The sequence below is a fragment of the Hyunsoonleella aquatilis genome, from assembly GCF_014270105.1.
Taxonomy (GTDB): Bacteria; Bacteroidota; Bacteroidia; order Flavobacteriales; family Flavobacteriaceae; genus Jejuia; species Jejuia aquatilis.
Genome location: NZ_JACNMF010000004.1, coordinates 364,522 through 377,618, shown reverse-complemented (window position 1 = coordinate 377,618; position 13,097 = coordinate 364,522). Strand labels below are relative to the sequence as shown.

The 13,097-nt window shown below is 39.3% G+C and carries 10 protein-coding genes; 2 read left to right on the top strand and 8 right to left on the bottom strand.

What is annotated here, in order from left to right:
* Positions 1 to 6 precede the first annotated feature (6 nt).
* The 8 genes from H7U19_RS13235 to H7U19_RS13200 all read right to left on the bottom strand — a co-directional run bounded on the left by H7U19_RS13235 (position 7) and on the right by H7U19_RS13200 (position 9,571).
* Positions 7 to 186: a hypothetical protein gene (locus tag H7U19_RS13235; protein ID WP_186563128.1), complete on the bottom strand. Its 180-nt coding sequence runs from the start codon at positions 184 to 186 to the stop codon at positions 7 to 9.
* A gap of 106 nt (positions 187 to 292) precedes the next feature.
* Positions 293 to 2,104 (bottom strand): acyl-CoA dehydrogenase family protein, encoded by a 1,812-nt coding sequence (locus H7U19_RS13230; RefSeq protein WP_186563125.1) that lies wholly within the window; start codon positions 2,102 to 2,104, stop codon positions 293 to 295.
* A 9-nt stretch (positions 2,105 to 2,113) separates the two neighbouring features.
* On the bottom strand, positions 2,114 to 3,307 hold the full coding sequence (locus H7U19_RS13225; RefSeq protein WP_186563123.1) for an acetyl-CoA C-acyltransferase: 1,194 nt from the start codon (positions 3,305 to 3,307) through the stop codon (positions 2,114 to 2,116).
* 128 nt (positions 3,308 to 3,435) lie between these two features.
* Positions 3,436 to 5,841: a 3-hydroxyacyl-CoA dehydrogenase/enoyl-CoA hydratase family protein gene (locus H7U19_RS13220; protein ID WP_186563121.1), complete on the bottom strand. Its 2,406-nt coding sequence runs from the start codon at positions 5,839 to 5,841 to the stop codon at positions 3,436 to 3,438.
* A gap of 14 nt (positions 5,842 to 5,855) precedes the next feature.
* Entirely contained in the window at positions 5,856 to 6,296 is a 441-nt protein-coding gene (locus H7U19_RS13215) for a MarR family winged helix-turn-helix transcriptional regulator (RefSeq protein ID WP_186563119.1), read from the bottom strand.
* 139 nt (positions 6,297 to 6,435) lie between these two features.
* Positions 6,436 to 6,828: a DUF1761 family protein gene (locus H7U19_RS13210; RefSeq protein WP_186563117.1), complete on the bottom strand. Its 393-nt coding sequence runs from the start codon at positions 6,826 to 6,828 to the stop codon at positions 6,436 to 6,438.
* Between the two features lie 111 nt (positions 6,829 to 6,939).
* Positions 6,940 to 7,761 carry a CBM20 domain-containing protein gene (locus H7U19_RS13205; protein WP_186563115.1) on the bottom strand — a complete coding sequence of 274 codons (822 nt, stop codon included), beginning with the start codon at positions 7,759 to 7,761 and terminating at the stop codon, positions 6,940 to 6,942.
* A 40-nt stretch (positions 7,762 to 7,801) separates the two neighbouring features.
* Entirely contained in the window at positions 7,802 to 9,571 is a 1,770-nt protein-coding gene (locus H7U19_RS13200; RefSeq protein ID WP_186563112.1) for an AMP-dependent synthetase/ligase, read from the bottom strand.
* Positions 9,572 to 9,954: 383 nt separating this feature from the next.
* On the opposite strand from H7U19_RS13200, the gene pflB reads away from it, so the two are divergent.
* Together pflB and pflA are read left to right on the top strand one after the other, a co-directional pair.
* A complete protein-coding gene (pflB, locus tag H7U19_RS13195) occupies positions 9,955 to 12,180 on the top strand; it encodes a formate C-acetyltransferase (RefSeq protein ID WP_186563109.1) in 2,226 nt (741 codons plus the stop codon).
* Positions 12,181 to 12,256: 76 nt separating this feature from the next.
* Positions 12,257 to 13,039 carry a pyruvate formate-lyase-activating protein gene (gene pflA / locus H7U19_RS13190; protein ID WP_343069109.1) on the top strand — a complete coding sequence of 261 codons (783 nt, stop codon included), beginning with the start codon at positions 12,257 to 12,259 and terminating at the stop codon, positions 13,037 to 13,039.
* Positions 13,040 to 13,097 lie beyond the last annotated feature (58 nt).

Genomic DNA, 13,097 nt, shown 5'->3' with positions numbered 1-13,097 from the left:
TTTGAATTAAGCAGAACATACTCCGAATTTACAGTTTTTTAAAATAAGAGGCAACCCTAAGGGTTTAATATAATTGACTTTATAAGTTTCGGTGGAACCATATTTATTTTTGATGTCCATAAAAGCATACATTTCATTATCGTTTACTTTTTCAAAAACCATGCCTCCAAGTTCAGCATTTTTCATTTTCTTAATACGCAATAAAGATTGAAGTAATTAAAAAACGCCCCAAAACCGAATTTGAGACGCATTTTACATTTGAATTAGTCACGGGGAGATTATTATTCTAATCTCAAAAACAATATTTGTTTTCTTTGATTACTTTCTCAGCGATAGTATGCCTCAATTCTATGATGTTTGGCATATTGACATATTTGATATATCGTCTCAATCCCATCAACATCATTTTTTGCTCGTCTCCTTCCGAGAAAGAAATGATGGAATGTTTTCCAGCAGTTTCGATAACGTCGATGGCGTGGAACAAATTCAACTTCGCCATAGCGATTTGTTCTTTCACATTCTCCTCACCTTCTTTTTTCGCCATTTTTTCAGCGCGAAGAATTGCGGATTCTGCCAAATAAATCTGAATCATAATATCTGAAGCAGCTAACATTAATTGTTGCTGTTGCTCAATTTTTTCACCGTATTTCTGAAGAGCGGCACCCGCCACCATCAGGAACAACTTCTTAAGATTTTTGACAATGTTTTTTTCTTCTGAAAACAATTCAGTGTAATTGGGAACTTCAAACGAAGGAATGCCCATTAATTCTTCTTTAACAGCCATTGCAGGTGTTAAAACATCCACATGTCCTTTCATAGCTTTTTTGATCAACATGCCTACACATAGCATCCTATTGATTTCGTTGGTGCCTTCGTAAATCCTTGAAATACGGGCATCACGCCATGCGGATTCGATAGGTGTCTCTTCTGAAAAGCCCATGCCTCCAAAAATCTGAATGCCCTCATCCGTACAATTTTGAATGAATTCTGAAACTGCTACTTTTAAAATAGAACATTCGATAGCGTATTCCTCAACACCTTTCAGTTCTGCTTCCTGATGCGAATCTTTGCCATTATTTTTTCTCAACTCGATACGGTTTTCAATGTCTTTTGAAGCGCGATAACACGCGGCTTCTCCCACCCAACAATTGGTAGCCATTTCAGCAACCTTCTGACGGATCGCACCAAAACTTGAAATCGGCACTTTAAATTGGACACGTTCATTGGCATATTTTACGGACTCCGTAATGGTACGTCGTTGTGCGTCCAAACAAGCTGCGGCCAACTTAATTCTGCCCACATTAAGTGCATTCATAGCAATTTTGAAGCCATTGCCTCTTTCGGAAAGCATGTTTTCAACTGGGACAATGGTTTCATTAAAAAATACTTGTCTTGTAGAAGAGGCTCGGATACCCAATTTGTGTTCTTCCTCGCCCATAGTGATACCATTAGGATTTTCAGGGTCGTACTCTACTATGAATCCAGTGATATTTTTATCATCTTCAATTCTCGCAAAAACAATCATCAAGCGGCAGAACCCTGCATTGGAAATCCACATTTTCTGCCCAGTAATTTTATAGGTTTTACCATCTTCAGAAAGTACGGCTTTTGTGCGACCAGAATTGGCATCACTTCCTGCGGTAGGCTCAGTTAAACAATAGGAACCAAACCATTCACCTGTTGCTAATTTAGGAACGTATTTTTGTTTTTGTTCTTCATTTCCATAAAGTGTTATGGGCATAGTGCCAATACCGGTGTGTGCACCAAAGGCCGTACTGAAAGAGCCTGTCGCACCCGAAATAAAATCACAGACTAAGACTGTATCTACAAATCCCATGCCCATGCCACCGTATTCTTCTGGCACTGAAACGCTTAAAAATCCAAGTTCACCAGCTTGTCTCATACAGGACTCCGTCAAAGCATAATCTTTTTGTTCGAATTGAGCTTTTTTAGCCCATATTTCGCGATCCACAAACTCAGTGACCGCTTCTTTCATCATAAGCTGATCCTCGTTAAAATCTTCAGGTGTAAAAATGTCTTCGCAATTGGCTTCCTTTACCAAAAATTGACTACCTCTAATAATATCTTTTTCTTGAGCTTCCATTGCTTATTTTTAGTTTAAAAATTCAAAAATTCCACAGGCGCCTTGTCCAGTACCTACGCACATGGTCACAGCTCCATATTTACCTTTCATATCTCGTTTCCGCATTTCGTCAAATAGTTGCACCGAAAGCTTAGCCCCTGTACATCCCAAGGGGTGGCCAAGTGCTATAGCACCTCCATTAACATTCACTATATCTGGATTCAAATTCAGTTCTCGAATTACAGCCAAGGATTGGGATGCAAAGGCTTCGTTGAGTTCTATTAACTCTAAATCCTTTTGTTTCAGGCCGGCAAGCCCCAATGCCTTTGGAATGGCTTTAACCGGTCCGATACCCATAATTCGTGGTTCAACACCGGCAGCCGCGTAGTTTACTAAACGGGCAATGGGTTCAAGCTTCAATTCCTTGACCATATCCTCATTCATTAACATCACAAAAGCCGCACCGTCACTCATCTGGGAAGAGTTACCTGCCGTAACGCTACCACCTTGAGCAAATACCGGACGCAACTTTGCAAGGGCTTCCAAGTTTGTGCCTTTTCTTGGCCCTTCGTCTTTAGTTACAGTGTATGATTTAGTTACTTTTTTACCATTTTCATCCACATAGGTCTGTTCAACATCAATCGGAACAATTTGGTCCTGAAATCTGTTTTCAGCCTGAGCCTTTAGCGCTTTCATATGGGAATTATAAGCGAATTCATCTTGGTCCTCGCGAGATACTTTGAATTCGTTTGCAACGGCCTCGGCTGTATTGCCCATGCCCCAATAATATTCTTCATTCCCCTTTTTTACGACATCGTCATAGTTCAATTCGGTTTTAAAACCCGTCATTGGTACTGCACTCATGCTTTCGGCTCCTCCAGCAATAATGCAATCTGCCATTCCAGCTTGAATTTTAGCGGCTGCAATAGCAATGGTCTCAACCCCAGACGAACAAAAGCGATTGACCGTTACCCCAGGGACATCTACAATGTCCAAGCCCATCAGGGAAATGAGCCTCGCCATATTTAGACCCTGAGAGCCTTCTGGCATGGCATTGCCCACAATCACATCGTCTATACGTTTTTTGTCCAATTCTGGTAATTCTTTCATCATATGCTGAATGGTTTCAGCGGCCAACTCATCTGTTCGTTTGAATCGGAAAACACCTCGTGGTGCCTTGCCCACGGCAGTTCTGTATGCTTTTACTATATATGCTTGTTTCATAAGATGCCCCCTCTAACTCCCCCAGAAGGGGGAGAAACTAACTCGGGGTATTTTTAATTTTTATCTTTCAAAATATTCTTTTACAATAAGAAATCAGTTCTTCCCCTTCGGGGAGGCTAGGAGGGGCCTTAATTGCGTAGCGGTTTCCCCTTTGTCAACATGTGCTGAATACGTTCCAGAGTTTTGCGTTCTGTACACAGACTTAAAAATGCCTCGCGTTCCAAATCCAACAGATATTGCTCGGAAACGAGTGTTGGTTCTGATAAATCACCTCCCGCCATTACATAGGCCAATTTATTGGCAATTTTTTGGTCGTGCTCGCTGATATAATTACTATTTTCCATGGCATCCGTCCCTACCAAGAACATGGCCAAAGCCTGCTTGCCCAAAACTTTCACATCCTTGCGCTTTACGGGCTGCGTATAACCGGCATCAGCCATTAATCTAGCATGTGCTTTTGCCGTGGCTATCTGTCTGTCTTTATTAACTACAACAACATCTTTTCCCTTTTGCAGAATGCCTAAATCATAAGCTTCGTATGCAGAAGTGGAAACCTTTGCCATACCGATAGTCAGAAAATATTCTTGAAGCACATTCAATTCCACATCGCCTTTTTTGAAAGTGTCCGATGCTCGCAAAGCCATTTCTTTGGAGCCAGCTCCCCCTGGAATAACACCAACGCCAAACTCAACCAAACCAATATAGGTTTCGGCGGCCGCCACAACTTTATCAGCGTGCATGGACAATTCACAGGCTCCTCCTAAGGACATGCCATGAGGCGCTGATACTGTCGGAATGGCCGAATAGCGCATCCTCATCATGGTGTCCTGAAAATATTTGATGGCCATATTCAATTCGTCATATTCCTGCTCAACGGCCATCATAAAAATCATCCCGATGTTTGCCCCTACTGAAAAGTTAGCACCTTGGTTGCCAATTACCAGACCGTCAAAATCCTTTTCGGCGAGGTCGATGGCTTTGTTCAGACCGGCCAAAACATCACCGCCAATGGTATTCATTTTAGATTGAAATTCACAATTCAAAATACCATCACCTAAATCTTCGATTACAACGCCAGAATTTTTGAAAACTTCATTCGATTTCCTGATGTTATCCAAAATGATAAAGGAATCCTGTCCTGGAACTTTCACCTGAGATTTTGAAGAAATATCATAATAATAAGTTGCTCCATTTTGAACGGTATAAAAAGACTTACTATCAGAACTTAACATATCATTGATCCAAGAAGCAGGTTCCAATCCTTCAGCCTTCATCAATTCCAAACCTTTTTCAACACCGATAGCATCCCATATTTGGAAAGGGCCATGTTCCCAGCCAAAACCAGCTTTCATGGCATCATCAATCTTGTACAATTCATCTGAAATTTCGGGAATACGATGGGTTACATACGCGAATAATTGGCCGAAAGATTTTCTATAAAACTCCCCAGCCTTATCTTCTCCTGAAACCAGTACTTTAAATCGGTCAATAACCTTATCAATAGATTTGGTCAATTCCAGTGTTGCGAATTTTGCTTTTTTGGCTGAGCGGTATTCCAAAGTGTTTAGGTCCAACGATAAAATTTCCTTTTTACCATCTGTGACCTGTTTTTTATAAAACCCTTGACCTGTTTTGCTACCGTACCATTTATTCTCTACCATCGTATGGATAAAATCTGGTAGTTTAAACAGTTCCAAACGCTCATCATCTTTGCAATTATCGGCAATACCATTGGCTACGTGCACCAAAGTATCCAAACCGACAACATCAACCGTTCTAAAGGTTGCAGATTTTGGCCTTCCGATTACTGGGCCTGTTAGTTTATCCACTTCTTCAACAGTTAAATCCATCTCCTTTACGGCGTGGAATAAACTCATGATACTGAAAATACCAACGCGATTTCCTATAAAGGCCGGGGTATCTTTCGCCACCACTGAAGTTTTGCCCAAATACTGTTCACCGTAATTGTTTAAGAATTCCAAAACAGAAGCATCGGTCTTTGGCCCTGGGATAATTTCAAACAGCTTTAAATATCTAGGCGGATTAAAAAAGTGGGTACCACAAAAATGCTTTTGGAAATCCTCACTTCTTCCTTTGCTCATAAATTTGATAGGAATACCAGAAGTGTTACTCGTAATCAACGTACCCGGAGTTCTATGCTTTTCAAGATTTTCGAACACTTTTTGTTTGATATCCAAACGCTCCACTACCACTTCAATAATCCAATCTACATCCTTTACTTTCGCAATATCGTCTTCCAAATTTCCGGTAGTAATCCTATTGGCAAATTTTTGATGATAAATAGGGGAGGGCTTGGATTTTAAGGCAGTTTTTAAGGCATCGTTTACCAAGCGATTTCTAACGATTTTATCCTCTAATGTGAGTCCTTTCGCGTTTTCAGCTTCCGACAATTCTCTTGGGACGATATCAAGTAACAATACTTCCACGCCAATATTGGCAAAATGACAAGCAATACCGCTTCCCATAATACCAGAACCAATTACGGCAACTTTTTTAATTATGCGTTTACCCATTCGTGTTTAAACTTCTATTTATTGTTATAAATTTTTTTATTGCAGACCATTTCATTAATCGTTTCGGCAACTTCATAAAAATGGTTGATTTTTTCCTCAGGAATGTGCTCTCTTATGGTTTCGTTAAATGTGAGAACCTTTTCTTTTGAAAGGTCTCGTTTTTCCTTGCCGAAATCGGTTAAATGAATGAGGACGCCCCTGCCGTCGTTAGGGTTTGGATGCCGCTCAATTAAACCCCTTTTTTCCATGGTTTTTAAAATACGCGACAAACTTGTGGCCTCCATACCCATTTTAGGACCAAGAGCTGTAGAAGGCGTTCCTTTTTCAGGGTCGATGCTTAATAATGTGAATCCTGTGGCCATAGTACTCTCAAACTTTGATGCTTCTTCGTTGTACATCTTGTTCACGGTTAACCACGTTGTTCGCAATACATAATCTATAGTTTTGTCCTTCATTCTTGAGAGTTAGAATTCCCAAATATAATAAAAATATATTATGCATGCATAATAAATAAAATAAATGTGTTCTCTGTTGTAAACATTAAAAAAACCACCCAAGATCGGGTGGTTTTAAGAATAATATGATATTTAAGTATTAGCCCAATTTTCCATTTATTGCTCCAATAACAGCACCAATAATGGTAGTCATTACAATAGAAATGCCCACATCAAGTGCTGCGAGTTGCAATTCCATGCCTGGTACCATAGCCATGTTGAAGAAATTGTAAAACAAACCGATAAATAGCCCAATAATTGCACCCGCTTTAGCACCAGTTGCGGCCGTAGTAATTTGCGCCCATTTGGTATAAATATAGGCAACAAAAAGCCCAAAAGTGATACAGCCCAAAAAGATGTACAGCATGGTTGAACTGCTTTCTTCTGGTTGTGGAAACACGTTGGCAAAAAGGATACCATAAAATAGCCATCCTAAAAGGAAATCGACGATACCACCGACAATACCTGAAACTAGAAAATTTTTTGTTTTCATTGTATTAGTTTTTAATTGGTTATGCTTAAAAGTACTAAAAAATTGGAATAGAAGGCATTACAGGGGGTGTGTATTGTAGGTAGCTTTAAACAAATTTAGCCAAAGTTTTAATTACTGAGGATTTGTAATAGTTACAATCCATTTCGATTCACCGTCATCCTCAATTGATAATTCCCAATTCTTGTCGTTCTTATTGCAGTAATATTCAATCCAAGTACTGTAATATGTTTCAAGGTCTTCCTTGGACACGCCCTGAATAACACCTTTCTCATCAATGCCTAGGCCTGCGCCATATAAATCGAACCATTCTCTCCAATACCTACCCATTATAAATTTGACTCTATTGGGTTTGTCAACAAGTATTTCAAAAAATGAACCTTTATGTCCTTCTTGTCCGGACTTTATCCTGTCCATTATGTCACTGGGTTTTGAGGGCCAATCGCTCGGACGCCAGCTGTAATATTCGATCATTTCCCAAACAATCTCTTTTGGTGTCTTGCCTTGTTTTTTGCCTGAATGAAAAATGAATACAAATTTTCCAAAATACGACCTACTCATTTTATTGAACAAATACGCATCACTGTGTATTTTCCATGTATTGGCTGGTAAAATTTGCTTCTTACCAGTTAAAAATAGTTTGCGATTGTTTACGTCCTGTCGCTCCCAAATGTTATCCTTAAGAAACTTATACTCTAAGGTTTTTCCTGTTAGTGAATCAGGAAACTCAATGGTTATTTTATAGACACCATTACCATCGATGTCCTGCATAAGTAGATTTTCGTTCCAAGAAAGAGGTGCGAAGCCACCGCGTATACCAACTTCTTTTGCGGATTCTTCATGAGTTACATCCACTTGAAACGTAATGGTATTTTGAGCACTAATATTATCTAAGAATAGAAAAGTGATAATCATTGAAAGTATTGCTCTTATCATTTCATATTGATTTCAATTGTAAATAATATGTTTTTAAAAACTATGGCCTATAAATCCGCTCAATCAAATCGGCATACATTTTTTTAATCACATCCCGTTTCATTTTCATGGTAGGGGTAAGGTGGCCGGCGTCGATGGACCATTCTTCGGGGGTGATTTCAAATTTTTTGATCTGCTCCCACTTGCCAAATTTTTGGTTGCATTTGTCAACTTCCTTTTGAATGCGCTTTTGTACAATTTCGGAACTGCATATGTCTTCTAAAGTATTTCCTACCGAATGATTTTTCCGTTCGATCCAATCCTGCAAAAATTCAAAGTTAGGTTGTATGAGTGCGGCAGGCATTTTTTCGCCTTCTCCAATTACCATGATCTGTTCGATAAATCGCGATTGTTTCAATTGATTTTCCAAAAGGGTAGGGATAATATATTTCCCGCCTGAGGTTTTAAACATTTCTTTTTTACGCCCAGTAATTTTGAGGAAACCATCAGCGTCAATTTCACCTTTATCACCGGTATGAAAGTAATCGCCCGTCATCACCGAGGCTGTTTTCTCAGGGTCTTTGTAATAACCCATCATTACATTGGGGCCTTTGCAGAGTATCTCGCCATCTTCAGCTATTTTAACTTCAACACCATCAATCACCCTGCCCACGTAGCCGATTTTCCACCCTCCGTTGCGTCTATCGCTCGCTGAAATACCTGGTGAGGTTTCGGTCAATCCGTAGCACTCCATAATAGGCATTTGGGCCGCGCCAAAAATCCGTCCCAATCGCGACTGCAATGCCGCACTTCCGGAGGCCATAAAAACAATTTCACCGCCCAAGGCTGCCTGCCATTTACTGAAAATCAATTTGCGCGCAACTGACAATTTTAATTCATATAGAAAACCATTCTGCTTATAGGGTTTAAATACTGCTCCAAGCTCGACTGCCCAAAAGAACAGTTTCTTTTTGAAGCCAGTCAAATCCGCACCTTTATCCATGATTTTGTCGTACACTTTTTCGACTAATCTTGGCACTACGGTCATCGTATGTGGCCTAACTTCCCTAGCGTTGTCTCCAATTTTATCTATCGCCTCGGCATAATAAGTTTTAATACTACGATATTGGTACAAATAGGTAAATACGCGTTCAAAAATGTGGCATATCGGCAAAAAGCTTAGGGCTCTGTTTTCAGCTTCCAAAGGGAATCTGTTGGATGCAGAAAGTACGTTGGACACAATATTATTATGGGAGAGCATCACGCCCTTTGGCTTTCCAGTAGTGCCGGAGGTATAAATTATGGTGGCCAATTCTTCGGGTTTTACATCGGCCATTCTGGCCTCGACTTCAGGTTGGTTGGCATCGTCTTTGCCGAGTTCAATTAACTCAGAATAATGTTTGCACCCCTTTATTTCATCAAAGGAATACACTTCCTTTAGCCCAGTTTTGGTTTTGATTTTATTGACTTTTTCCAATACCTCTTCATCCGAAACAAAACAATAAATAGATTCGCTATGATTTAAAATGTACTCGTAATCATCGGAGCTAATAGTTGGGTAAATCGGTATATTTTGTGCCCCAACCTGAAGCACGCCAATGTCAACAATGTTCCATTCCGTTCGGTTTGTGGTGGAAATAACAGCAATTCTATCGTTCTTTTTAACGCCCAATTTTAGCAACGCCCTACTGATGGCATTAGCTTTATCCAAATAGTCATGAATAGATGTTTTTATCCATTGGCCATTTTGTTTGGTGTTCAAAGCCGCATCCAAAGGATGGTTGTTCTGCTGATAATATGGAAAATCAAAAAGTCTTGTTATCTCTTTCATAGCGAATAATTTTGAGAGCCATTATGCAAAATATGAAATTAAATAGGATTTTCAAATAGCCCTTTATTTTGAAAATTTTGCAAAAAGATAAGATTTCGGCCCCGATAATTTTATGAATAATGAAATATTTTATGAAAATAGTTGTGATATTCATTAAAAATTACTGTCAAAACAGATCGAATATTTATCAAAATAATTGAAATATTGAAAAAGTGGTTATTTTGACTTAAAATTTCAAACGTTTGCGTTCAAAAAATTATTGGTTAAATCATTGATTTCTTGCGTTTAATGACAATTGTCATCTTTTTTCAGAAGGGCTGTATTTACCTTTGATACGTCTTAGCAGACAAACATTTTTTACAAAATATTAAATATATAAAGAGATGGAAGTTAAACAATTTAAACCAGGAGTTTGGACCAAAAAGGTGAACGTTCGCGATTTCGTATTGAACAATATTACACCTTACCACGGTACACACGAATTTTTAGTTGGCCCAAGTGCCAGAACTGAAAAATTATGGGAGCTTTGCAAACAAGCAACCAAGGAAGAACGCCAAAATAATGGGGTACGTTCTGTTGATACCGAAATAGTTTCAACGGTTAGTGCTTTTGATGCTGGATATATCGATAAGGAAAATGAGGTGATTGTTGGTTTACAAACCGATGTATTGCTGAAAAGAGCCATGAAGCCTTTTGGAGGTTTTAAAGTGGTACAAAAAGCATTGTCAGAGCATGGTGTAAAACCAAATGACGCTTTAACCGAATTGTTTTCTAAGTATGTAAAAACACATAACGACGGCGTGTTTGATGCCTATACGGCCGAGATTAGAAAATTCCGTTCGTTAGGATTTTTAACAGGCTTGCCTGACAACTACGCACGTGGTAGAATTATCGGTGATTACCGTCGCGTTGCCCTTTATGGTATTGATTTCTTAATTGAAGAAAAGAAAAAGGATTTGGCAAAAATCACAGGGCCTATGACAGAATCTGTGATTCGTTTGCGTGAAGAAGTGTCAGAACAAATCAGGGCGCTTAAAGAAATGATTGCGCTCGGTGCAAAATACGATTTGGATTTAAGTCGTCCAGCCGAAAACGCAAGAGAAGCTGTGCAATGGACATACATGGGCTATTTAGCTGCTGTAAAAGAGCAAGATGGTGCTGCCATGTCTTTAGGAAACACATCAACATTCTTGGATATTTATATCGAGAATGATATCAAAGAAGGGTTGATTACCGAAGAAGAAGCTCAAGAGTATATTGACCAGTTTGTGATGAAACTTCGTATGGTGCGCCACTTAAGAATGGGTGCCTATGACGAAATATTCGCTGGAGACCCAACTTGGGTAACCGAAGCTATTGGTGGTATGTTTGAAGACGGAAGAACTAAAGTAACAAAAACGTCTTTCCGTTTCCTAAACACACTGTATAACTTAGGCCCTTCGCCTGAACCAAACATGACAGTACTTTGGTCTGAAGAGTTGCCACAAAATTTCAAGGATTTCTGTTCAAAAGTAGCTATTGACACATCTTCCCTTCAATTTGAAAATGACAAGTTGATGCGAGATGAGCGTGGCACTGATGACTATGGTATTGCTTGTTGTGTGTCTCACCAATCTTTGGGTAAATCCATTCAATTCTTTGGCGCACGTACCAATTTGGCTAAAACGCTGTTATTGGCTATCAATGGTGGACGTTGCGAAATCACAGGAAAGCAAATGGTGAAGGGTATCGAGCCTTGCACTTGTGAAGTGTTGGATTTTGATAAGGTAATGGCCAATTTCAAAATAGCCATGAAAGAAGTGGCGCGTGTGTATAACGATTCGATGAATATTATCCACTACATGCACGATAAGTACTATTATGAAAAAGCACAAATGGCGTTGATTGATACCAACCCAAGCATTAATATTGCTTACGGTATCGCTGGCCTGTCTATTGTAGCGGATTCATTATCGGCTATTAAATATGCAAAAGTAAGACCGGTTAGAAATGAAGAAGGTTTGACCATAGATTTTAAAATTGAAGGTGAATTCCCTTGCTTTGGTAATGATGATGACCGCGTGGATACTTTAGCGTCAAATGCAGTAAGAGACTTTAATGACGAACTTAAAAAGTTACCGGTTTACAAAGATGCTGAACCAACAATGTCTGTGTTGACCATTACTTCAAACGTATCTTACGGTAAGAAAACCGGAGCTACACCTGATGGTAGAGCCAAAGGTATTCCATTTGCACCGGGGGCAAACCCAATGCACGGTCGTGATTGTAACGGCGCTATTGCTTCTTTGAATTCAGTTGCCAAGATTGATTATAAAGATTCTTTGGATGGTATTTCAAATACCTTCTCAATTGTACCAAAATCTTTGGGTGCAGATAATGAAGAGCGCATTGAAAACCTATCTTCCATAATTGATGGATACTTTGTACACAAAGCACAACACCTTAACGTGAATGTGCTGAATAGGGAAACCTTGCTTGACGCAATGGAGCATCCTGAAGAATACCCTCAGTTGACCATTCGTGTATCAGGTTATGCGGTTAACTTTGTAAGATTGACCAAAGAGCAACAGATGGAGGTCATCACCCGTTCTTTCCATGAGTCCATGTAAACTAATTTAATATTTTGTAGGCATCTGCATCTGAAATTGAAGTATAAAAGCTTCTTTTTCAGATGCTAATTGCCAAATATTAACTATTATAATTCTAAAATATAAAGTCATCCAACATACAGACAACATATTACACGTACATTCAATTGAATCCTTTGGAACCCATGATGGTCCGGGTATCAGAATGGTGATTTTTTTGCAGGGATGTAAACTCCGATGTAAATATTGCCATAACCCAGACACCATTGACACACACGGCGGTAAGGATTACCATATTGAAGATTTGGTGCAAATGGCGCTCAAGGAAAAGGCCTACTTTGGAAAAAAAGGCGGGGTTACGGTGTCCGGAGGAGAGCCATTATTGCAGGCAAAAGAATTGATTCCTTTTTTTAAACGATTGAAAGAAGAGGGCATCCATACTAATTTGGACACCAATGGGCGTTTGCTCAATCATTTTTCCGAAGAACTTTTGGATAACTACACCGATTTGGTGATGCTGGACATTAAACATATGACGGAGGAGGGTTATCAATTTATTACAGGACAAAAAAACAAGGACACTACATTCACCTTTGCAAAATATCGCGAAGCCTCAGGAAAACCAATGTGGTTGAGATATGTGCTGATCCCCGAAATTACTAATACACCAGAACTCCTACACAGCATGGGGGAGTATTTTAAAAATTATAAAACCATAGAAAAAATCGAATTGCAACCTTACCATACCTTGGGTGTGCATAAATGGGAAACCATGGGGTGGGAATACGAATTGAAGGATGCAAGGGAAAACACTATGGAAGAAATAGATGCCGCGAAAGCCATCTTAAAAAACTACTTCAAGGAAGTTAGAATTAATTAAAAAAGTTGGGGCAACAGTATGTAAACTAAGCCTGAGCCTACAACAATAAATTTCAAAA

What these genes read in the sequence shown, in the direction of transcription:
- H7U19_RS13235 (WP_186563128.1), bottom strand. Translation starts at nt 186, where the DNA reads ATGAAAAATGCTGAACTTGGAGGCATGGTTTTTGAAAAAGTAAACGAT.
- H7U19_RS13230 (WP_186563125.1), bottom strand. Translation starts at nt 2,104, where the DNA reads ATGGAAGCTCAAGAAAAAGATATTATTAGAGGTAGTCAATTTTTGGTA.
- H7U19_RS13225 (WP_186563123.1), bottom strand. Translation starts at nt 3,307, where the DNA reads ATGAAACAAGCATATATAGTAAAAGCATACAGAACTGCCGTGGGCAAG.
- H7U19_RS13220 (WP_186563121.1), bottom strand. Translation starts at nt 5,841, where the DNA reads ATGGGTAAACGCATAATTAAAAAAGTTGCCGTAATTGGTTCTGGTATT.
- H7U19_RS13215 (WP_186563119.1), bottom strand. Translation starts at nt 6,296, where the DNA reads ATGAAGGACAAAACTATAGATTATGTATTGCGAACAACGTGGTTAACC.
- H7U19_RS13210 (WP_186563117.1), bottom strand. Translation starts at nt 6,828, where the DNA reads ATGAAAACAAAAAATTTTCTAGTTTCAGGTATTGTCGGTGGTATCGTC.
- H7U19_RS13205 (WP_186563115.1), bottom strand. Translation starts at nt 7,761, where the DNA reads ATGATAAGAGCAATACTTTCAATGATTATCACTTTTCTATTCTTAGAT.
- H7U19_RS13200 (WP_186563112.1), bottom strand. Translation starts at nt 9,571, where the DNA reads ATGAAAGAGATAACAAGACTTTTTGATTTTCCATATTATCAGCAGAAC.
- pflB (WP_186563109.1), top strand. Translation starts at nt 9,955, where the DNA reads ATGGAAGTTAAACAATTTAAACCAGGAGTTTGGACCAAAAAGGTGAAC.